This is a genomic window from Arhodomonas aquaeolei DSM 8974 (assembly GCF_000374645.1).
Lineage (GTDB): Bacteria > Pseudomonadota > Gammaproteobacteria > Nitrococcales > Nitrococcaceae > Arhodomonas > Arhodomonas aquaeolei.
Window position 1 is genome coordinate 46,346 of record NZ_KB894802.1, and the last position, 19,616, is coordinate 65,961.

The window sequence follows — 19,616 nt, forward strand, 5'->3', positions numbered from 1 at the left end:
GATGGCCAGGACGGCGAAGCCCCGGCGTCTGTACGTGTGCAGCGACTGCGGCGGTTCCTCGCCCAAGTGGGCGGGCCAGTGTCCCGAGTGCGGGGCCTGGAACACCCTGGAGGAGCAGATCGTCGAGGCCACGCCGGCCGCCGGCGGGCGGCCCCGGGGCCAGTACGCCGGCGACCGGGGGGTGCGCAGCCTTGCGGACGTGCCCTCCGACGAGGAGACCCGCTTCAGCGCCGGCATCGGCGAGCTGGACCGTGTCCTCGGCGGCGGACTGGTCCGCGGCGGGGTGGTGCTCCTCGGCGGTGATCCGGGCATCGGCAAGTCCACCCTGCTGCTGGAGATGGTGGCCCGGCTGCCCGCCGCGCACAGCGCGCTGTACGTCACCGGTGAGGAATCGCTGCGCCAGGTGGGCCTGCGCGCCAGCCGGCTGAACGTCGCCGCGGAGGGCCTGCGGCTGCTCGCCGAGACCTCGGTGGAGGCGGTGCTCGACGCCGCCGCCGCGGAACGTCCCGCCGTGATGGTCATCGACTCGATCCAGACCCTGCATACCGAGGGGCTGAGCTCGGCGCCGGGCTCGGTGGCCCAGGTGCGCGAGTGCACCGCCCAGCTCGTGCGCTACGCCAAGCAGACCGGCACGGCGCTGTTCCTGGTCGGCCACGTCACCAAGGACGGCCAGCTCGCCGGCCCGCGGGTGATGGAGCACATGGTCGACACGGTGCTGTATTTCGAGAGCGACGCCGGCAGCCGCTACCGCCTGCTGCGCGCGGTGAAGAACCGCTTCGGCGCCGCCAACGAGCTCGGGGTCTTCGCCATGCTCGACACCGGGCTGCACGAGGTGAAGAACCCCTCCGCGATCTTCCTCTCGCGCCACGAGCAGCCGGTGCCGGGCAGCGTGATCATGGTCACCCGCGAGGGCACGCGGCCGCTGCTGGTGGAGGTCCAGGCGCTCGTTTCAGAGAGTCCGCTGGCGAATCCGCGCCGCGTGGCCCTCGGGCTGGACGGCAACCGCCTGGCCATGCTGCTGGCGGTGCTGCACCGCCACGGCGGCATCAGTACCGCGGGGGAGGACGTCTTCTTCAATGTGGTGGGCGGAGTGCGCGTCACCGAGACCGCCAGCGACCTGCCCAGCCTCGTGGCCGTGCTCTCCAGCCTGCGCGACCGCGCCGTGGGCCAGGAATGGGTGATGTTCGGCGAGGTCGGCCTGGCCGGCGAGATCCGGCCGGTCCCCAACGGCCCGGAGCGCCTCGGCGAGGCCGCCAAGCACGGCTTCCGGCGCGCGCTGGTGCCGGCCAAGAACCTGCCCCCCAAGGGCCAGCGCCCCGAGGGCCTGGAGATCATCCCCGTCAGCCGTCTCGACGAGGCGCTGGAAGCGGTTTTCTAGCTGAACCCCCCGATTCATAAGGCCCCGGGGCGTGGCCGCAGGCTGCCCAGGGTGGAATGCCACAGCCGGTTGGCTGAGTCCCCGGGCACGTCGCCGCCTTCCATGCGAATCAGAATGAATGGGTGGCCGGGGTCCGATACCTGTCCCTGTGCGACGAAGTTGTAGTCCCGCCCTGATGAAAACCGTGTGTTCGTTCATCCGGCACGAATCAGAAGGCGTTGGGGCGGGGCTGGAACGTGCGGGTGACGGCATCCCAGAGGCCCGCGGCCTCGGCGTCTGTCAGTGAAGCCTGGTCGATTCGCGGGTGCGTCCCGTCAGTGACGAACTCCCCCGTGCGAAGGGTGATGTCGACGTAAGGGGTTTCGGGGGAGCCGATCCTGCTGTTGGCCTCGATGTTGAAATAATGTCCGCGAACGTCCTCGTCGGTGGTGCCGGTTGTCAGGACCTCCTCGGCCTGCTTTATGCCCTCGAGATCGACCTTACCGTCGCGGAGCATCGAGTGGTTCGGGTCTCTGGACAGGAGCGCTATTACCCCCGGTTTGCGCTCCAGCAGCGTGGTCTCTGCCGCGATCGTGGTGTTGGTATAGATGTTGAGATAGATGTCTTCATGGACGTTATCGACGAAGGTCATCCCGATGGATTCCTCCCGATACGGTAGGGCGGCGCCGGGGATCGTCTCGTCCGCGCCGCCGGCGAGGAATCCGTGGCCGAAGCACAGGCCGGGGCGTTCGGGTATCTCGTCGCTCTCGCGCGGGTGCAGGCGCTGCAGCAGGTGCTGCACCTGCTTGAGGCGCTCGGACTTGTTGGTTGTCAGGTACGCGCGGTCCGCCTTGTAGCGCTCGTCGGTCAGGTCCGTTGCCTTGAGCTCGACGGAGAACATCGTGAACCCCTCGAATTTGTATCCCTCCAGGGTTCTCGATGAGTCATAGGCGCTACGGCTTTCGTTTCTGTCGAAGATGACGAGTCCGGAGTCAGTCTTGATCACGTTCTTGAGATAAGGGGCATCGTCCTTGTTGACGGTCTCTTGGTTCTCGAACGTGTTTCTCCGTTTCTCGATGAACCGGTCATACATCTGCCGGCTCATCGGCCGGGCGCTGATTTGCGCCTCGTTCACCGTCAGGCTGCTCGAGCTCAAAGGCATGCGCTCGGGCATCTGTAGCTGAAAGCGCCCCACGCACACGGGGCGCATGGTCTGGGTGTAGCCCTCGAGCGTGTGTCGTTCCTGCTCGTTCATCGTCGGTACGCCTCGTTCGTATGCCCCGTAGCCCAATACCAGCAGCGCTATGGCCACGCCGATACCGGCCCGGATCCAGAGTTGTCGGGTCCTCTTCATGGTGTCGTCCTGTGGCGATGAGCTACTGCCACTGTTGCGCCATCTCCAGGATGGCGCCGAGCACGAACCAGCGGGCCTCGGCGTTGTCGTAGGCGGACTGGTGCTCGGTGGCAACGGCCAGGGTACGCCGGGCATGCTCGGCACCGGCGCGGCCCGAGCGGCTCGGCACCGTCCCGTCGCCGGGGTCCTCGGGCTCGCCGATCTCGTAGCGGTAAACGCGCTCGTGACCGTGACGGTCGGTTTCCATGGCCAGGCGATACTGGTTGTAGTGGGGGCGCGACTGTGCCGCCTTCCAGAGATGACGGCTATATTCCGATTCCCTTCCCTGCCATATCACGGCGCCATAACTCATGTGATCCGGGCTGTCGGAGTAGAAGAGATAGGTATTGGGATTGAATCGGTTGGCCATGTTTTTGTGAAAACTCTTCACTTTGTCTTTCATTGTCTTTACGTATTTATCCCATTCCCTCTGGATTTTCTTCTCCCTGTCAGGGGCATGACTCCCTGTCAGCTCCGGATTGGCCAGCGCCGGCTCCAGCATGCCCCACCACTGTTCGCGTTCCAGGTAGATCGCCGTGTAGGGGTCGTCCCCTTCGGGCAGCGACCGGATCGCCCGGCCGTTGCGGCGGATCTGCAGCCAGTGCCGGCCATAGGCCGGGGTGGGGACCAGCTGCAGCGGGCCCGGGGCGCTACCGAGCACGGCCGTGGTCTCGCGCGCCGTCGCGCCCATGATGTGACTGGTGAAGAAACCGCCCTCGGTGCCGCACTTCATGCGCCGGTAGAAGACCGGCGCCCCGTTGGTGGGCATCACCCCGTGCACCACGCCCAGCATGCTGGCGTTGCCGCCGTCGACTTCCGAGTAGTAACGGGCGACCAGTCCGCCCATGGAGTGGGTGAGCAGGATGACCCTGTCGCAGCCCATCCCGGCCCGGCGGTAGCCGTCGATAATGGCGTCCACCCGCTGTGCCAGTGCATCGGCCGAGTCGGCGTTGGATTGCAGCCAGTTGTAGCCGCAGGCGTGCACCGGGAAGTGGTAACGCGTGAGTGTCTTCAGCCATCCGTTGACTGTCGCGTCGAAGTCTTCCGGCAGCGAGACGTCGTCTCTGACCAGCCCCACCAGCTGGGTGATGGGGATCGAGTCGGCCGCCGATATGTCATCGGGCAGGTTTAACCAGTTCTCCAGCCAGACGAGGAACTCCCCGTAGACCATGCTGCCGAGCTCGCCCCAGCCGCGCGCCTTCATCAGCGCTTCGTTCGGGATCGTCTCGCCCTCGGCGGTTTTCCAGCTGCGATTCAGCCCGTGAGGGATAGCCCCCTCGGGGTCGACCTCGGTTTCGTCCGGGTTCAGGATCTCCTGGCGTGCTTCGGGGCTTTTCCAAAGCCACCCCAACAGGCTCCAAACACTATCTACGCGCCACTTTTCCTTGTTCGACGTATTCTTCAGATTGCTCCCCATCACCCCCGGCACGAAGACGACGGGGAGCACCCAGTCGCGGCAGCGCACGCGCGTGACGTGCTTTTCTTCGCTGGGGTGGTGGCAGCTGTGTGCCGTGTCGAAGATGTCGTAGATGTCGTACTCGTCGCTCATCCCTGTCCCCGTCGGAGCCGTATGCTCATGCCGTCGATGAATTCGCTTTTCCGGATGCCGGTGTACCCCTCGGCGTCGGTAATGCCCGTGGTGATGATTTCCTTCCCCTGGCGCAGTTCGAAGTACCGATGGGCGATCGGTGTGCCATCCGTGTCGACGGCCTGATACGTCTCGCTGAAGCTCGATTCGGGGAACTGGTTGAAGCGGTGGGTCATGCTCACGGGGCCGCCGAACTGCTTCTTCGCGCCCTTGACGTTGACGGCCTTGGGGGCGTGGATCTCGATGTTGCCGTCGGCGAGGCGGATGTAGGCGTCACCGCTGGTGAGCAGGATCTCCTTCTTGCCGGCGAGGATGACCGCATCGTCCGTGGACGACAGCCGCATCGCCCGGCGTGACTGCAGCTCCATCTCGTCGTCCTGGGCCTGGATGTCGACACGCCCGCCGGCGGCGATGAGCTTCATGCCGGCGCGATGCACGAACAGCGAGAGCCTGTCGGCGATGCTGGCGAGAAGGCTGCGGCCGGCGGCAATGTTGACGTCCTCGCCGGTGGAGACGGTGAGGTGTTCGCCGCTGTGCAGGTGGGTGCTCTCGGGCGTGGCCGTGGCGATGCCGTCGGGGGCCGCCATGAGGATGAGCGCGTCCTCGAGGCCGGGGACCTCGCCCTGTCCGCCGTTGCGGATCGCGTGGTCGGTGTCGCCGCCGCCGTCCGCGAACCGGCGTGCGCCGGTGCCGTCGATGGTGGTGGCGTTGCCGTAGGTGTGCTCGCTGTTGCGGTTGAAGCGCTCGAGCGGCTCGACCCCGCCCAAGGCCTCGGCGCGGTGGCGCTTGGCGGTCTGTGAGAGCGTGCGGCTGAGCTCGTGGCCCTCACGGAGCTGGCGCCACGCCTCGCCGGCGTCGAGCTGGCTGCCGGTGCCGCCGGGGCGGCCCCAGCTGGAGAGGTAGAGCCCATTGCGGGCGCGGATCGCGCCGTAGGCGTCGGTGCGCAGCTCGAAGCCGGTTCCCCGCCGGGCGCCGCGGGTGTTGCCCTGCTGGTCGATGAGATAGCCGAGGTTGAGTTCGGTGGTGGACTCGCTGCTGGCGAGCTGGGTGCGGAGCTGGCCAGTGGCGTCGTCCATCACCAGCTGGTTATGGCCGCGCCCGCCGATCTCCTTGCTCCTGAGCCCGCTCATCAGTCCGGTGGAGTGCCACTGGGGGTAGTGGCCGCCGTAGAGCTGGCCGAGAACGACGGGGCGGTCCACGTGGTTGTCCATGAAGCCCACCAGCACCTCTTCGCCCGCCCGCGGGACGTTGACCGTGCCCCAGTCCGGGCCGCTGCTGTTGTGCATGACGCGCAGCCAGCACGAGCTCAGCCGCTCGTCGCTGGCGAGGCGGTCCCAGTTGAAGCGGACGTGGATGCGGTTGAGGCGGTCGGTGTAGACCTCGTGTCCGGGCGGGGTGACGACCACCGCGGTCTGCATGCCGACCTCCGGGCGGCGGTGCTGCTCGGGGCTGCGATAGGGCAGGTCGCGGCGCTGGCATTCAAGGCGGTTGAGGAAGAAGCCGTAGGTGCGCGAGCGCTCGCGCTCATCGGCGGCCTCCGCCGGGGCATCCATGACACGGTCGCGGAAGGCGCGGATCAGCGGGCCGAGGCTGCCGGGGCGGTCGCGGCGCTCGAAGGCGATCGGCAGGTTGCTCTCGGCGAATAGCTCGACATCGATGACGATGAACTGCCGTGCGTTCTCGCCCCGGCGCTCGACGAGGGGATGGTCGCGGAGCTCGAACCACTCGCCGGCCTTGAGGCGGCGTACGCCGCTGACGGCGTGGATGCGCCGGGCTGCGGACTCCTGCGCCTCCATGCGCCCGCGCAGCAGCCGTGCGCCGTCGCCTGTCGTGTTCCAGGCGTACTGGCCGCGCCAGGCGTAGCGTTCGAGTCCGTCCAGGGTGGTGGCGTCCGGCGTCGTGGGTACGCCGGCCTCGAGCGGGCGGGTATGCGCGCGGTAATCGCGGCTGACGTAGTGCGTGCGCTGGCTGTGCAGTGTGTGATTCGGGCGCCATTGCAGGACGCTGTCTTCGTGCTGGGTGGCCGCCTGGGTGTGGAAACGGATGGCCGTCGGTTCGCTCGCCGGCAGGGTGTCGACGTCATCGGTGAACACGATCGTGTGCCGGTCGGGCTCGTGCAGCGTGTACCAGTACAGCCCTTCCTGTTCGAGCCAGCGCTGAACGAAGTTGCTGTCCGGCTCGTTGATCTGGACGACGTAGCTCAGCGCCGGGTAGTCGCGGCGCAGATCGAAGCGGTAGCGCCCGGCGGCCTCGGGATAGTGGCTGAACACGTCGGTAAGGACGTCGATGATGCTGCGATCCATCCAGATGCGGCAGTCCTCGCGATAGGCCAGCAGCGCGAACCAGGGGACGAAGACCAGCTGCCAGTCGTGCAGACCGCCGTCGGCGCCGAGGTAGGTCAGTGATTCCACCAGGCCGTGGCGACAGGTTTCGCTGCCGTCCTCCAGGCGGATGGCGAGCGTGACGGGCTTGCCGATCAGCGCCTGGGGGTCGATGTCGGCATCGAGGCTGATCGTGTCGACGCGCCAGGCGGGGATGCGGCCGAGTCGCTCGTGGCCATGAAAGCGGTGGGCGAGCAGGCGGTCCTTGCCCAGGGGGGTGGTCAGGCGCAGCAGACGCTCCCGCTGGGTCATCTCGGCCCAGTCGCGGAGCGGGTCGAGCAGGCGCTCGCCGGTGTCGTCGCTCATGAGGGGGCTCCCGTCGTCCGTGTGCTGGGAGGTAAAGACCTGCCGCCGCGCTCCGGCGGCGGGTTGGTGGCGGTTTCCGCACAGGCCAGGTGCATGGCCACAGTGGTGTCGTCGCCGCGGCAGTCCAGGACCAGAGTGTTCCCCGCCCGCTGCTCCGCCAGCCTCAGGGCGACGGCGAACTGATAGGGGGTGGTATCGGTGTCCATCGATCCGCACAGGCCCTGTAGGGACCACACGTCGGTATCCCAGTGCAGATGGGGGAAATCGCGCTGCAGCAGTGCCGTGAGCTGATCGAGCCGGTTGCCGCCGGTGACGCCGGCCCAGACCAGTGCGCCGATGGCCTGTCGGGCGTCGTCCTGCGGGAGGGCCGTGGCGACGGCGCGTTCAAGCAGGGCGGGGTCGTCCCGCCGTGTCAGGTGTCTTGGGGGGTGTTCGTGGCGCCCGGGCAGGGAGAGCCGGCAGTGCGCGGTATGCGGTGTGTTCGCGCCGGGAGCGTGCTCCTTCGTCGGCCGCCTCAGCCACAGTGACGCGAGGGCTTCGCCGTTCGGGTGGCCCGTCCGGATGGGGCGGAGTCCGAGCGGTGTGACGGCGATGAACTGATAGCACTCGATCGTTCCCTCGGAGGCGGCGAGGGTCTCACGCAACCACTGATCGAAGGTCAGGGCGGTGACGTGCATCCCGTGCCTGGGCTGCAGTCGGGCCGGCCAGAGCGCGAGCACGGTATCCAGCCATGCCTGCGGATCGGTGCCGGCGGGGTGCTGCAGCACGATCTGGCCTTCCCCCCATGCCTGACGGTCCCCCCGCGCGAGGAGTCCGGGCAGGGCGTATTCGAGGAGCTGCCGGGCCCTTGCGCCGGGGGCGAGCTCGGCCGGACGGCCGGTCCCGATTCGGTACACGCCCATGAACTCGTCGGCGGCGTTGCGCACGCGCTCGTCGAACGTGTAGTCACAGCCGGCCGGGGCCGGCATCCCGGGCACCAGTTCATCGGTATCGCCAAAACCGCCCAGCAGCCAGGCGTGTGCCACGGCCATGGACTGGGTGTCGAAGTGCCGCGGTGCCGGCGGCGCCTTGTCCTGCCGGGCCGCCGTTCTCTTCTGCAGGCGGTCGTAGATGGAGGGGCGCCGGTGCCCGGACATCAGAGCGTCCCCGTGTCTGCGACGGAGGCGATGAGCGTCGCGCCGCAGGCGCACTTGTCGCCCTCTCTGGCGAGGGGGCGGCCGTCGACGAGGGCCGTGGGGTCGCCGGTCACGATCACCGACGGGGTGTGGCCGTCCCTGGGGCAGCTCACGCGGTCGCCGACCCGCGCGACCCGACGTTCCCGAACGAAAGTGCTGTCCGCGCCCTCCAGCACGATGCCGCCGTGGGAGGTGCGGTCTCCCATCAGGATGACCGGCCTCATCGGTGCCGTTCCCCGCGACGTGCGCGTGCTGTCGGCGTGTCCGCGGCCGGGGGCGATGACGGCCGGCCGGAGGGAGCGGTCGCACGACCGGCGATGGCGGAGGCAGTGGACGGGGAGGTCCCCGGTGAGGACGTGCCGGCCTGTACGCGTAGGGGGGACGCGCGGTACGGCGATGCAAAGGCGATGCCTGTCATGAGCACCTTCCGTGGTCTCCAGGTCAATGACAGAGGGTTTTTGCCCGCCTCCCTGGCGGGCATGCGGCCGGTGGGTATCTCCGACCGGCGTTCGCCGCTATCTAGGCCTAAAAGATAAGGGATGTCAACGGCGGGCGGCGGTCACTGAGACGTCGGTCGCGGTCGAGCGTGGGAAGCGTGGTGGCTGACTTCAGCGGGTGGTGACACGGCGGAATCGGGGCCTTGCGGCGGTGCGTGATATCCCCCGGGTACGCCGTTCGTGCAGCGCTCCCATCGTGGTCTCGGGGGCCGTGTCGTGCGGCGTGCTGTGAGGGCCGGATGACGGCAGGCTCAGTCCGTGCGGTCGCCGAGCCCGGCGAGGGCCTCCAGCTCGCGCTCCAGCAGCTCGGGGTCGCCGAGGTTGAGCTCCACCAGGCGGCGGAGGTGGCCGGCGCTCTCTACCGGCAGGTCGTCGCAGCGCAGGCCGACGAAGCCCGCCTCACGGTGCATGGGCGTGACGTGCATGCGGATGACCGCCTCGTCGCCGAGGGGGATCGTGAGGGTGGCGGGGGTATCCGCGATGGCCGCCTCGGCCTCGGGTCGGACCAGGGCGCCGTGCAGGCTGATGTCGATCACCCGCACGGGGATGCCGGCGCCGTCCGCCTCGAGCCGGGCCGGCTGATCCATGTCGATGCGGCTGAAGCGCCGGCGCTCGTCGCTGTCGCTCATGCTCCCCTCTCCGTGTTCCGGCTGCCTGCCGCCAGCGTAGTCCTTCCCGGACGTCGCGCACAGTCCCGGCGGCGGTTCACGGGCCGTCCGGGGCATGGCCGCCCAGGCGGGCGGTGATCTCACGGGCGGTGCGCGAGACCGCCGCGCCGAGCTCGTGCATGAGGCTGTCGGTGATCCGCGCCCTCGGGCCGGAGACCGAGATTGCCGCGAGTGCCGCGCCGGTCTCGTCGTGCAGGGTCGCGGCGACGCAGCGCAGGCCGATGGCGTGTTCCTCGTAGTCGCAGGCGTAGCCGCGCTCGCGGATCTCGGCGAGGTTGGCGTGCAGCCGCGCCGGGGTGTCCAGGGTGTTCTCGGTGACCCGCGAGAGCCCCCGGCGCTGGAGGATGCGCTCGACCTCCGCCTCGGTCATGCCGGCGAGCAGCGCCTTGCCCACGCCGGAGGCATGCAGCGGTGCGCGGCTGCCGAGCCTGACGATCATGCGCATCATCTCCTGGGACTCCACTTGGGCGAGGAACACGGCGTAGCCCTCGTCCTGCACGGCGAGGTTGGCGGTCTCGCCGGTCTCCTCCATGAGCCGGTGGAGGTACGGGCGGGCGACGGCGACGTAGTCGCGGGCGCTGATGAAGCCGTTGCCGACGATGAAGGCGCGCACGCCCACGTGCCACAGCCCGAGCTCCTCGTCCTGCTGGACGAACTGCATCTGCTCCAGGGTGTGGAGCAGGCGATGGGTGGTGGAGGGCGCCAGCCCGGCCATCTGCGAGACCTCGGAGAGCGTCAGCCCGTGGCCGGCGCCGGAGAGGGCTTCGAGGATGCTCAGGCCGCGGGTCAGGGACTGGCTCTGTGCGGCGCTTCGCCCGCTGGTGCGTGGCCGGCCGGTGGATCGTGTCTGTCGTTCCGCCAACGTCGTTCCCCGTGGAAGGATTTTCCACAATTGTATGCCATCGGGATGGCGGTGTGGGAGGCGGCGGCCGCCCCGGCGGGGGCGGCCGCACAGCGGTCAGCGGCGATGGTAGATCGCGCCGCCCTGTTCGCGGAAGGTCTGCGCCTTCTCGGCGAGCCCCGTCTCCAGGGCGCTGTCGGCGTCCAGGCCGCGCTCGCGGGCGAACGCCTGGACCTCCTGGGAGATGGCCATGGAGCAGAACTTCGGCCCGCACATGGAGCAGAAGTGGGCGACCTTGTGCGCCTGCTTGGGCAGGGTGGCGTCATGGAACTCCCGGGCGCGCTCCGGATCCAGCCCGAGGTTGAACTGGTCGTCCCAGCGGAACTCGAACCGTGCCTTGGACAGGGCGTTGTCGCGGATCTGTGCCGCCGGATGGCCCTTGGCGAGGTCCGCGGCATGGGCGGCGATGCGGTAGGTGACGATGCCCTCGCGGACGTCGTGCTTGTCCGGCAGCCCCAGGTGCTCCTTGGGGGTGACGTAGCAGAGCATCGCGGTGCCTTCCCAGGCGATGTTGGCCGCCCCGAGCGCGGAGGTGATGTGGTCGTAGCCGGGGGCAATGTCCGTGGCCAGCGGCCCCAGGGTGTAGAACGGCGCCTCGTGGCAGTGGCGCAGCTGCTCGCCCATGTTCTCGCGGATGCGGTGCAGCGGCACGTGACCCGGACCCTCGATCATCACCTGGACATCGTGGCGCCAGGCGACGTCGGTGAGCTCGCCCAGGGTGCGCAGCTCCGCCATCTGGGCGTCGTCGTTGGCGTCGGCGATGGAGCCGGGGCGCAGGCCGTCGCCCAGTGAGAAGGCCACGTCGTAGGCCTTCATGATCTCGCAGATCTCCTCGAAGCGTTCGTAGAGGAAGGACTCCCGGTGGTGGGCCAGGCACCACTTGGCCATGATCGAGCCGCCGCGGGAGACGATGCCCGTGAGCCGGTCCACGGTCAGGGGGACGAAGGGCAGGCGCACGCCGGCGTGGATGGTGAAGTAGTCCACGCCCTGCTCGGCCTGCTCGATGAGGGTGTCCCGGAAGATCTCCCAGGTCAGGGCCTCGGCCTCGCCGTCGACCTTCTCCAGGGCCTGGTAGATGGGTACCGTGCCGACAGGCACCGGCGAGTTGCGGATCACCCACTCCCGCGTCTCGTGGATGTCCCGGCCGGTGGACAGGTCCATGATCGTGTCCGCCCCCCAGCGGGTGGCCCAGACCATCTTCTCCACCTCCTCGCCGATGGAGGAGGTCACCGCCGAGTTGCCCATGTTGGCGTTGACCTTCACCCGGAAGTTGCGGCCGATGATCATGGGCTCGCTCTCCGGGTGGTTGATGTTCGCCGGGATGATGGCCCGGCCCCGGGCCACCTCGTCGCGCACGAACTCCGGCGTGATGGTCTCCGGCAGGCTCGCGCCCCGGGGCTCGCCCGGGTGGCGGCGGCCCAGGGCGGGATCGTCGCGACTGGCCTCCAGGCGCTGGTTCTCGCGCACGGCGACGAACTCCATCTCCGGGGTGACGATGCCCCGCCGGGCGTAGTGCATCTGGGTGACGTTGGCGCCGTCGCGGGCGCGCCGCGGAGTGCGTTCCGCGGGGAAGCGCCAGGTCGTCGTGCCGGTGTCGGCACGCCGCTCGCGGCCGTAGCGCGAGCTCAGATCGTCGAGGCGCTCGCTGTCGCCGCGCTCGGCGATCCAGTCCGCGCGTAGCGGTGCCAGACCCGCGCACAGGTCGATGGCGGCGGCCGGGTCGGTGTACGGGCCGGAGGTGTCGTAGACCGCCAGCGGCGGGTTGGGTTCGGGCCCGTTGCGGGTGGGCGTGTCCGCCTGCACGATCTCGCGCATGGGCACGCGCACGTCCGCACGGCGACCGCTGACGTGGATGCGCCGGGACCCCGGGAACGGCCGGGTCACGGCCTCGCCGAGGGCGGCCGCGGTGCCGCGGATATCGGTATCGGTGTCGCTCATGATGTGTCGCCTCTGCTCGCAGATGGTGAAAAGGCGACGAAAAGGGGGGAGGGAAGGTTGCACGTCCGCGATGACGGCGGACGCCGGCCGGTGGCCGGTGATGTGCAAAGCTCCCTGCGCCGGTACGAACCGGATCAGGTTCCAAGGGACTCTCTCAGCCCGGCATGCGTCGTTGCACCCGGGCACCCCCGCTTCTTCGTCCAGTAACGTCCCCGGCGCGGCCGGGGACTGTCACCGAGACTAGAACCGGCGTGTCTGCCGGTCAAATGCGGGTTTGATCTGGATCAATGCCCCTGTCGCCCCGTTGCGATGTGATCGTGCGGTCATGTTTTGAACGAGCGGAGGCAGTCATGGCCGTAGTCACGAACCAGTCCTGGGATCACCTCGAGTGCCCGGCATGCGCGGCGTGGCAGGTGGTGCCCCGTGGCGCGGCGGTGTCGCTGGAATGCCGCTGCGGCCGGCCGGATCCGGCGGCGCATCTGCGCCGGCCCGCGACCGGCTACGAGGTAATGCTTGCGAGTCAGCGCCGGTCGCTGTTGACCGTCCACGAGCCCGTGCCCGCGGGCGAGGGCCTGCGCGAGGCGGCCTGACCCGTTACCCGGTCCGGCGGGACCCTGCGCTACACTGGCGGTCCATTGCGGACCGCCGGTGAGTTCCCATGCCCCGTTTCGCCGCCAATCTGTCGATGCTGTTCACGGAGCGCCCATTCCCGGCGCGTTTCGAGGCTGCCGCCGCCGCGGGGTTCCGTGGTGTCGAGTGCCATTTCCCCTACGACTATCCGGCGCCGGTGCTCGCCGGCGCCCTGGCGGACAGCGGTCTGAGCCAGGTGCTGTTCAATCTGCCCGCCGGGGACTGGGCCGCCGGCGAGCGCGGGATCGCCTGCCATCCGGACCGCCGGGATGAGTTCCGGGCCGGCGTGGATACCGCGATCCACTACGCTCGCGCGCTGGCGTGCCCGCGGGTGAACTGCCTCGCCGGGCGGCTCCCCGGGGACGTCTCTGCGGAGTGCGCGCGGGAGTGCCTGGTCGACAACCTGCGCTATGCCGCGCCGAGGCTTGCCGACGCCGGCGTGCAGCTGCTCGTCGAGCCGATCAACACCCGCGACGTGCCGGGCTTCTTCCTCTGCCGCTCCGACCAGGCCCTCGGAGTGATGGACGATGCCGGCGTCGCCAATCTCGCGTTGCAGTACGACGTCTACCACATGCAGGTGATGGAGGGGGACCTGGTGCGGCATATCGAGTCCGCGTTCTCCCGCATCGGCCACGTCCAGGTCGCGGACAACCCGGGCCGCCACGAGCCGGGCACCGGGGAGATACATTACCCCTTCGTGTTCGAGCGACTGGACGCGCTCGGCTACGACGGCTGGGTCAGCGCCGAGTACGTGCCCCGCAGCGGTACCGCGGCCGGACTCGGCTGGCTGATGCCCTACCTCCGGGGGTAGGGCGGCGGGTCAGCGCCGGAGGATCTCGGCGAGGTCCACCGGGCGCTCCTCGTCGCTGAGCGCGAGCCGGGATTCCAGGGTGGAGAGGTGCTGGCGCACCAGCGTGGCCGCCTCGTCGCCGCGGCCCTCGGCCAGGCAGCGCACCAGCTCCTGGTGGTCGTCACCGAGGTAGCAGGCGCTCATCCCGGGGGCCTTGTACAGCGCGATCACGATGGAGGTGCGGATCACCAGCTCCCGGAGCATGCGGCCGAGCACCTCGTTGGGCGCGTTGTCCGCCAGGCACAGGTGGAAGGCCATGGAGTGGTGGACCCGGTCCTCCTGGCGGTCGCCGGTGTGGGCGGCGTGCTCGTCGCGGATGATGTGCTCGAGCCGCTCCCGGGCATCGCCGCTGAGCCGGCCGGCAAGCTGGCGGGCGACCTCGCCCTCCACCAGGCGCCGGGCATCGAAGATCTGGCGGGTCTCCTCGACGCTCGGGTGGGCAACCAGCGCCATCTGGTTGGGCCGACGCGTGATGATCTGGTCGGCCGTCAGGCGCGAGAGGGCCTTGCGGACCACGGAGCGGCTGACACCGAACAGCTCGCCGAGAGTGATCTCGGGTAGCCGCGTGCCGGGAGGCAGCCGCTGGGTCAGTACCGCCTCGTAGATGGCGTCGTAGATGGCGTCGTCGGATGCGCGACGCCCGCGTCCGGGCGTTTCGAGGCCCGCCTGCTCCAGCGGTCGTGGCTCGCGTTGCTGCGCCATGGTCTCCTGCCGCGTCGGGATGTCTAGGGGTTACGGATACCGCTCGAATGTATCGGTTACCCCCGGGCCTCGCAAACGGCGGCGGCGCTCACGCGCGCGCCGCGATCCGCCGGGCGATGTCGTTGTGCCGACGAACCAGTGCGGGGAGGTCCACGTCCGTGAGCGCGCCGTCGCGGACCCGGAGGCGCCCGTTGATCAGGCTGAGTGCGACCTGCGGTGGGCGGCAGAACACGAGCGCGGCGAGCGGGTCGTGGACCGCGCCGCCGGCGAGCGGCAGGGTGTCGAGCCGGTAGCCGACGATATCCGCGGCCATGCCGGGGGCCAGGTGGCCGATGTCATTGCGGCCGAGCACCGCGGCCCCGCCGCGGGTGGCGAGGCTCAGTGTCTCCACGGCGCCCATGGCGTCGGGGCCGTCCACGAGGCGGTGCAGCAGCATCGCCTGGCGTGCCTCGCCGAGCATGTCCGAGCCGTCGTTGGATGCGGAGCCGTCCACCCCCAGGCCGACGCGGGCGCCGGCCCGGCGGAGCGCGCGCACCGGGGCGACGCCCGAGCCCAGGCGCATGTTGGAGCTCGGGCAGTGCGCCACGCCGCAGCGGTGTGCGCCGAGGCGGCGGATTTCGTCGTCTTCCGGGTGCACCATGTGCGCGAACCAGACGTCCTCGCCGCACCAGCCCAGGTCCTCGGCGTACTCCACCGGGGTGCGGCCGAAGCGCTCGCGGCAGTAGGCCGTCTCGTCGCGGGTTTCGGCGAGGTGGGTGTGGCAGTGCACGCCGTAGTGTCGGGCCACCTCCAGACTCTCGCGCATCAGCGTCTGCGATACGGAGAAGGGGGAGCACGGTGCCAGGGCGATGCGGGTCATCGCGTAGTCCGCGTCGTCGTGGTGGGTCTCGATCACCCGCTGGCTGTCGGCGAGGATCGCGGTCTCCGACTCGACCACGGCGTCCGGCGGCAGGCCGCCGTCCGACTCGCCCACCGACATGGACCCGCGCCCGGCGTGGAAGCGCAGGCCCATCTCCCGGGCGGCGTGGATCTGGTCGTCCAGGCGGGCGCCGTTGGGCCAGAGGTAGGTGTGGTCGGCGGCGGTGGTGCAGCCGGAGAGCATGAGCTCGGCGGCGGCGATCCGCGTGCTCACGTCCATGGCCTCCGGATCGAGGCGTGCCCACACCGGGTAGTGGCTCACCAGCCAGTTGAACAGCCCCGCGTCCTGCCCCGCCGGCAGGTTCCGGGTCAGGGTCTGGTAGAAGTGGTGATGGGTGTTCACCAGCCCGGGGATGAGGATGTGTCCGCGGGCGTCGATCACCCGGTCGGCATCGGTGCCGATGCGCGCCGCGGGTCCCACCGCGGCGATGCGGTTGTCCTCGATACGGATGCTGGCGTCGTGGAGCACGCCGCCGTCGTCGCCCTCCATGGTCGCGACGGCCGCGGCGTTGTCGAGGATCAGGCTCGTCATGCCGCTGTCACTCCTTGTTTCGCTCGATCCACGCGCCGAGGGCGGCACGCTCCTCGTCGGTGATGCCGGTGATGTTGCCGAGCGGCATGTAGTGGCTGTCGACGGCGACGCGCTTGATATCCGCGCGGTGTTTGCGGATCTGTGCGGCGGTCTCCAGCACGATGCCGGCGGGCGGGCTGGCGTATCCCGAGAATGAGGGCTCCGGGGCGTGGCAGGTGGTGCAGCGTTCGTCGATGATCGTGTGCACCTGCTCGAAGCTGACCTCGCTCACTGTCTCGCCGGTGCCGTCGCCCGCCAGCATCGAGCGGACCGGCGGGCTCAGCACCGCGACCACCGCGGCGAAGGCCAGCGCACTCGCGGGCAGTATCAGCCGCTTCACCGCACCGGGCCGGTGGCGGATGTTGAAGTAGTGGCGCACGGCGACGCTGATGATCGACACGGCCGCGAGGATCGCCCAGTTCCACGCCGCCGCGTAGGTGCCGGGGAAGTGGTTGCTGATCATGATGAACAGCACCGGCAGGGTGAGGTAGTTGTTGTGGCGGCTGCGCAGCAGGCCGTTCTTGCCGTAGCGCGGATCCGGCGAGCGGCCCTCCTCCATGGCCCGCACCAGCTCCTTCTGCGAGGGGATGATGACGAAGAACACGTTCGCCACCATGCACGTGCCGATCGCCGCGCCCACGTGGATGTAGGCGGCGCGGCCGCTGAACACGGTGCTCAGTCCCCACGCCAGGAGCACGATGAGTACGGTGATCAGCGCCGCGAGCAGCCGCGGGCGCTCGCCCAGCCAGCGGCAGAGGCCGTCGTAGACAAGCCAGGCGGCCACCAGCGTGGCGATGCCAATGGCCACCGCCTGCCAGGGCTGGAGGGCGGCGACCGCCGGATTGACCATCATCGTCTGCGCGTTGAGGTAGTAGACGATGATCAGCAGGGTGAAACCGCTGATCCAGGTGAAGTAGGCCTCCCACTTGAACCAGTGCAGGGTCTCGGGCAGCTGCGGCGGTGCCACCGCGTACTTCTCGACGAAGTAGAAGCCGCCGCCGTGCACGGCCCAGAGATTGCCGGCGATCCCCGCGGGCTTGCCCGTGCGTTCGAGGTTGTTCTCCAGCCAGTTGAAGTAGAACGACGCCCCGATCCAGGCGATGCCCACGATCAGGTGGATCCAGCGAACCAGCAGGTTCGCCCACTCCATCAGATGCGCTTCCATATCCGAGGGTCCCCGTGAGTCTCGTGCGGCCGGCGGTCTTTAACTGCCCCGGTAGGTGGTGTAGCTGTAGGGTGAGATGAGCAGCGGCACGTGATAGTGCTCGTCGGCATGGGCGATGCCGAAACGCACCACCACTTCGTCGAGGAAGCGGGGCGCGTCGCCGGGCAGGCCCAGCCGGTCGAAGTACTCGCCGACCTGGAAGACGAGCTGGTACTGCCCGGCCCGGAAGGCGTCGCCTTCGAGCAGGGGGCCATCCACGCGGCCGTCGTCGTTGCTCACGGCGTCGGTCAGCGGGGTCAGCACGTTGTCCTCGACCCGTGCCAGCGCGATGCGGATCCCGGAGCCGGGGCGGCCGTGGGCGGTATCCAGTATATGGGTGGTGAGTCGGCCCATGGCACTCTCCTCCTCGTTATTCGCTCGTCAGCGGGTGGGTGACGGTGGTCCCGGTGGCCGTCCGTTGGGAGGTATAAAACACGTTGTCGACAAACGCAAACAAAAGTGTATACATTTTTGGCCGGCTGGTGATGCCAGCCGGAAATGAGTTATGGGGGAAGTCATGGCGGAAGGCGTACTGGAACCGAGACCGAGTCAGCTCAACGAAGACGATTTCGTCGCCCATTACGGCGACGTCTACGAGCACTCGCCGTGGATTGCCCGGCAGGCGTACCGGCGCGGCCTGAGCGTCACCGAGGACACCCCGGATTCGCTCGCGGCGACGATGGCGGCGGTGCTCAATGCTGCCTCCGCGGAGGACCAGCTCGAGGTAATCCGCGCCCACCCGGACCTCGCGGGCAAGGCGGCGGTGCAGGGCGGGCTGACCGACGACTCCGCCCGGGAGCAGGCCGGGGCGGGCCTGGATCAGTGCACGCAGGAGGAGTACGAACGCTTCCAGCGGCTCAACCGGGAGTACTGGGAGCGGTTCAACATGCCCTTCGTGATGGCGGTCAAGGGCCATGACCGCGGGACGATCCTGGAGTCCTTCGGGCGCCGCCTGGAGAACGGCCCGGACGAGGAGCGGCGCACCGCCGTGGCGGAGATCAACCGCATCGCGCGGCTGCGCCTGCTCGACCGGGTGACGTGATCAGCGGGCGCGGGCGTCGGCGGCCTCGAGCGTGTTCTCCAGCAGGGTGGCGCGGGTCATCGGGCCCACGCCGCCCGGGACCGGCGTGATCCAGGCCGCATGCTCCGCGGCCGCGGCGTAGTCGACGTCGCCCACCATGCGGCCTTCCTCGTCGCGGTTGATGCCGACGTCGATCACCACCGCGCCGGGCTTGATCCAGTCGCCGGCGACGAAGCCCGGGCGGCCGACGGCGGCGACCACCACGTCCGCGGCACGGACCTTCTCCGCGAGGTTGCGGGTGCGGCTGTGGCAGATGGTCACGGTGCAGCGCGCGTTCAGCAGCTCCAGCGCCATGGGCCGGCCCACGATGTTGGACTGCCCGATGACGATCGCGTCCAGGCCGGTGAGATCGACGCCGGTGCGCTCGAGCAGGGTCATCACGCCGTGGGGCGTGCACGAGCGCAGGCCCGGCAGGCGCAGGGTCAGGCGCCCGACGTTCACCGGGTGGAAGCCGTCCACGTCCTTGGCGGGGTCGATGGTCTCGATCACCTTCTGGGCGTCCATGTGCCCGGGCAGCGGGAGCTGGACGAGGATCCCGTCGACCTCGTCGTCGGCGTTGAGCCGCTCGACCAGGGCGAGCAGGTCCGCCTCCGGGAGGTCGGCCGGGAGGTCGTGGTCGATGGAGCGGATGCCCACCTCGGCGCAGTCGCGGCGCTTCATGCGCACGTAGACCTGCGAGGCGGGGTCGTCGCCGACCCGGATCACCGCCAGTCCCGGGGGCCGCCGCCCCTGGTCGCCGCGCTCCGCCACGTCCCCTGCGATGCGCTTTCGCAGCGCTGCGGCGATCCCCTTGCCGTCGATGATGCGCGCGTTCATGTGCTATAACCTCCGGGTGGACAGTGACCGGCGAGTAAGGCGCCGAATTCTCGCACTTGGGCGCCGGCCGCTCAACTCGAACGCTTGACGGCGGCGGGGGCTCTGCGTAGTATTCCGCCGTCTGCAGCGACGGCTGTAAGGCCTGCCCGGCGTGACCCGGCACGAGAAGCACGGGGTGTAGCGCAGTCTGGTAGCGCGCCTGCTTTGGGGGCAGGATGTCGGGGGTTCAAATCCCTCCACCCCGACCAGTACCGTCGCCGCACTGGCCAGGCGACCCGGCGGGTGTGCCGACGCTTGGGGCTGTGGGTCAAGCGCCCGTAGCTCAACCGGACAGAGCATCGGCCTTCTAAGCCGAGGGTTGCGGGTTCGAATCCCGCCGGGCGCGCCAGATTCGAGGGATTGGCCGATTCGACAATGGTGGGCGTAGCTCAGTTGGTAGAGCACCGGATTGTGGCTCCGGAGGTCGTGGGTTCAAGCCCCATCGCTCACCCCAAACAATACGGGCCGTTAGCTCAATTGGTAGAGCAGCTGACTCTTAATCAGTTGGTTCAAGGTTCGAGTCCTTGACGGCCCACCATACCGCTGAAAGGGGCAGGCCCACGGGCCTGCCCCTTTTCTTTGCGCCTTTGCATTCCCTTTG

The 19,616-nt window shown here is 69.2% G+C and carries 17 protein-coding genes, 4 tRNA genes and 1 riboswitch; of the genes, 8 read left to right on the top strand and 13 right to left on the bottom strand.

What is annotated here, in order from left to right:
* Position 1: 1 nt before the first annotated feature.
* Positions 2 to 1,378: a DNA repair protein RadA gene (gene radA / locus C516_RS0104795; RefSeq protein WP_018717231.1), complete on the top strand. Its 1,377-nt coding sequence runs from the start codon at positions 2 to 4 to the stop codon at positions 1,376 to 1,378.
* Positions 1,379 to 1,586: 208 nt separating this feature from the next.
* Here radA and C516_RS0104800 read toward each other — a convergent pair whose 3' ends face one another.
* The 8 genes from C516_RS0104800 to thiC all read right to left on the bottom strand — a co-directional run bounded on the left by C516_RS0104800 (position 1,587) and on the right by thiC (position 12,204).
* Entirely contained in the window at positions 1,587 to 2,711 is a 1,125-nt protein-coding gene (locus C516_RS0104800; RefSeq protein WP_018717232.1) for a T6SS immunity protein Tli4 family protein, read from the bottom strand.
* Positions 2,712 to 2,733: 22 nt separating this feature from the next.
* Positions 2,734 to 4,299: an esterase/lipase family protein gene (locus C516_RS0104805; RefSeq protein WP_018717233.1), complete on the bottom strand. Its 1,566-nt coding sequence runs from the start codon at positions 4,297 to 4,299 to the stop codon at positions 2,734 to 2,736.
* A complete protein-coding gene (locus C516_RS0104810) occupies positions 4,296 to 7,025 on the bottom strand; it encodes a type VI secretion system Vgr family protein (RefSeq protein WP_018717234.1) in 2,730 nt (909 codons plus the stop codon). The genes C516_RS0104805 and C516_RS0104810 overlap by 4 nt, the downstream gene beginning before the upstream one ends.
* Entirely contained in the window at positions 7,022 to 8,161 is a 1,140-nt protein-coding gene (locus C516_RS0104815; protein WP_018717235.1) for a hypothetical protein, read from the bottom strand. Before C516_RS0104815 ends, C516_RS0104810 begins: the two co-directional genes overlap by 4 nt.
* Complete coding sequence (locus C516_RS0104820; RefSeq protein ID WP_018717236.1) at positions 8,161 to 8,424, bottom strand: PAAR domain-containing protein; 264 nt, start codon at positions 8,422 to 8,424, stop codon at positions 8,161 to 8,163. Before C516_RS0104820 ends, C516_RS0104815 begins: the two co-directional genes overlap by 1 nt.
* A 524-nt stretch (positions 8,425 to 8,948) precedes the next feature.
* Positions 8,949 to 9,326, bottom strand: a complete 378-nt coding sequence (locus C516_RS0104825; RefSeq protein WP_018717237.1) for a PilZ domain-containing protein — start codon at positions 9,324 to 9,326, stop codon at positions 8,949 to 8,951.
* 76 nt (positions 9,327 to 9,402) lie between these two features.
* Entirely contained in the window at positions 9,403 to 10,227 is an 825-nt protein-coding gene (locus C516_RS0104830; RefSeq protein WP_018717238.1) for an IclR family transcriptional regulator, read from the bottom strand.
* A 96-nt stretch (positions 10,228 to 10,323) separates the two neighbouring features.
* Positions 10,324 to 12,204, bottom strand: a complete 1,881-nt coding sequence (thiC, locus tag C516_RS0104835; protein ID WP_018717239.1) for a phosphomethylpyrimidine synthase ThiC — start codon at positions 12,202 to 12,204, stop codon at positions 10,324 to 10,326.
* Between the two features lie 94 nt (positions 12,205 to 12,298).
* Positions 12,299 to 12,404, bottom strand: a riboswitch (TPP riboswitch).
* Positions 12,405 to 12,554: 150 nt separating this feature from the next.
* Between thiC and C516_RS0104840 the strand changes: the two genes are divergently transcribed.
* Both C516_RS0104840 and hyi read left to right on the top strand, forming a co-directional pair.
* Positions 12,555 to 12,794 carry a hypothetical protein gene (locus C516_RS0104840; RefSeq protein WP_018717240.1) on the top strand — a complete coding sequence of 80 codons (240 nt, stop codon included), beginning with the start codon at positions 12,555 to 12,557 and terminating at the stop codon, positions 12,792 to 12,794.
* A gap of 68 nt (positions 12,795 to 12,862) precedes the next feature.
* A complete protein-coding gene (hyi, locus tag C516_RS0104845) occupies positions 12,863 to 13,645 on the top strand; it encodes a hydroxypyruvate isomerase (RefSeq protein ID WP_018717241.1) in 783 nt (260 codons plus the stop codon).
* A gap of 9 nt (positions 13,646 to 13,654) precedes the next feature.
* Here the strand turns inward: hyi and C516_RS0104850 are convergent, their stop codons facing one another.
* The 4 genes from C516_RS0104850 to uraH form a co-directional block, all read right to left on the bottom strand.
* Positions 13,655 to 14,386, bottom strand: coding sequence for a GntR family transcriptional regulator (locus C516_RS0104850; protein WP_018717242.1), 732 nt, complete (start codon positions 14,384 to 14,386; stop codon positions 13,655 to 13,657).
* A gap of 88 nt (positions 14,387 to 14,474) precedes the next feature.
* Entirely contained in the window at positions 14,475 to 15,836 is a 1,362-nt protein-coding gene (locus tag C516_RS0104855) for an 8-oxoguanine deaminase (protein WP_018717243.1), read from the bottom strand.
* Between the two features lie 7 nt (positions 15,837 to 15,843).
* The gene (locus C516_RS0104860; protein ID WP_026320951.1) at positions 15,844 to 17,040 is read right to left on the bottom strand and encodes a urate hydroxylase PuuD; all 1,197 of its coding nucleotides are present in this window, start codon (positions 17,038 to 17,040) and stop codon (positions 15,844 to 15,846) included.
* Between the two features lie 39 nt (positions 17,041 to 17,079).
* Complete coding sequence (gene uraH / locus C516_RS0104865) at positions 17,080 to 17,433, bottom strand: hydroxyisourate hydrolase (RefSeq protein ID WP_018717245.1); 354 nt, start codon at positions 17,431 to 17,433, stop codon at positions 17,080 to 17,082.
* Between the two features lie 151 nt (positions 17,434 to 17,584).
* On the opposite strand from uraH, the gene uraD reads away from it, so the two are divergent.
* Positions 17,585 to 18,121, top strand: a complete 537-nt coding sequence (gene uraD, locus C516_RS0104870) for a 2-oxo-4-hydroxy-4-carboxy-5-ureidoimidazoline decarboxylase (RefSeq protein WP_018717246.1) — start codon at positions 17,585 to 17,587, stop codon at positions 18,119 to 18,121.
* On the opposite strand, the gene folD is transcribed toward uraD, so the two are convergent.
* Entirely contained in the window at positions 18,122 to 18,976 is an 855-nt protein-coding gene (folD, locus tag C516_RS0104875) for a bifunctional methylenetetrahydrofolate dehydrogenase/methenyltetrahydrofolate cyclohydrolase FolD (protein ID WP_018717247.1), read from the bottom strand. It abuts the gene before it with no gap.
* Between the two features lie 171 nt (positions 18,977 to 19,147).
* Here folD and C516_RS0104880 point away from each other — a divergent pair.
* The 4 genes from C516_RS0104880 to C516_RS0104895 all read left to right on the top strand — a co-directional run bounded on the left by C516_RS0104880 (position 19,148) and on the right by C516_RS0104895 (position 19,553).
* Positions 19,148 to 19,224, top strand: a tRNA-Pro gene (locus C516_RS0104880).
* A 63-nt stretch (positions 19,225 to 19,287) separates the two neighbouring features.
* A tRNA-Arg gene (locus tag C516_RS0104885) sits at positions 19,288 to 19,364 on the top strand.
* 29 nt (positions 19,365 to 19,393) lie between these two features.
* A tRNA-His gene (locus tag C516_RS0104890) sits at positions 19,394 to 19,469 on the top strand.
* Positions 19,470 to 19,477: 8 nt separating this feature from the next.
* Positions 19,478 to 19,553: transfer RNA gene (locus C516_RS0104895), tRNA-Lys, on the top strand.
* The last annotated feature ends 63 nt before the right edge of the window (positions 19,554 to 19,616 follow it).

Bases quoted from the DNA above. Each gene is read 5' to 3' on its own strand.
- radA (WP_018717231.1), top strand. From the start codon at position 2: ATGGCCAGGACGGCGAAGCCCCGGCGTCTGTACGTGTGCAGCGACTGC.
- C516_RS0104800 (WP_018717232.1), bottom strand. From the start codon at position 2,711: ATGAAGAGGACCCGACAACTCTGGATCCGGGCCGGTATCGGCGTGGCC.
- C516_RS0104805 (WP_018717233.1), bottom strand. From the start codon at position 4,299: ATGAGCGACGAGTACGACATCTACGACATCTTCGACACGGCACACAGC.
- C516_RS0104810 (WP_018717234.1), bottom strand. From the start codon at position 7,025: ATGAGCGACGACACCGGCGAGCGCCTGCTCGACCCGCTCCGCGACTGG.
- C516_RS0104815 (WP_018717235.1), bottom strand. From the start codon at position 8,161: ATGTCCGGGCACCGGCGCCCCTCCATCTACGACCGCCTGCAGAAGAGA.
- C516_RS0104820 (WP_018717236.1), bottom strand. From the start codon at position 8,424: ATGAGGCCGGTCATCCTGATGGGAGACCGCACCTCCCACGGCGGCATC.
- C516_RS0104825 (WP_018717237.1), bottom strand. From the start codon at position 9,326: ATGAGCGACAGCGACGAGCGCCGGCGCTTCAGCCGCATCGACATGGAT.
- thiC (WP_018717239.1), bottom strand. From the start codon at position 12,204: ATGAGCGACACCGATACCGATATCCGCGGCACCGCGGCCGCCCTCGGC.
- C516_RS0104840 (WP_018717240.1), top strand. From the start codon at position 12,555: ATGGCCGTAGTCACGAACCAGTCCTGGGATCACCTCGAGTGCCCGGCA.
- hyi (WP_018717241.1), top strand. From the start codon at position 12,863: ATGCCCCGTTTCGCCGCCAATCTGTCGATGCTGTTCACGGAGCGCCCA.
- C516_RS0104850 (WP_018717242.1), bottom strand. From the start codon at position 14,386: ATGGCGCAGCAACGCGAGCCACGACCGCTGGAGCAGGCGGGCCTCGAA.
- C516_RS0104855 (WP_018717243.1), bottom strand. From the start codon at position 15,836: ATGACGAGCCTGATCCTCGACAACGCCGCGGCCGTCGCGACCATGGAG.
- C516_RS0104860 (WP_026320951.1), bottom strand. From the start codon at position 17,040: ATGGAAGCGCATCTGATGGAGTGGGCGAACCTGCTGGTTCGCTGGATC.
- uraH (WP_018717245.1), bottom strand. From the start codon at position 17,433: ATGGGCCGACTCACCACCCATATACTGGATACCGCCCACGGCCGCCCC.
- uraD (WP_018717246.1), top strand. From the start codon at position 17,585: ATGGGGGAAGTCATGGCGGAAGGCGTACTGGAACCGAGACCGAGTCAG.
- folD (WP_018717247.1), bottom strand. From the start codon at position 18,976: ATGAACGCGCGCATCATCGACGGCAAGGGGATCGCCGCAGCGCTGCGA.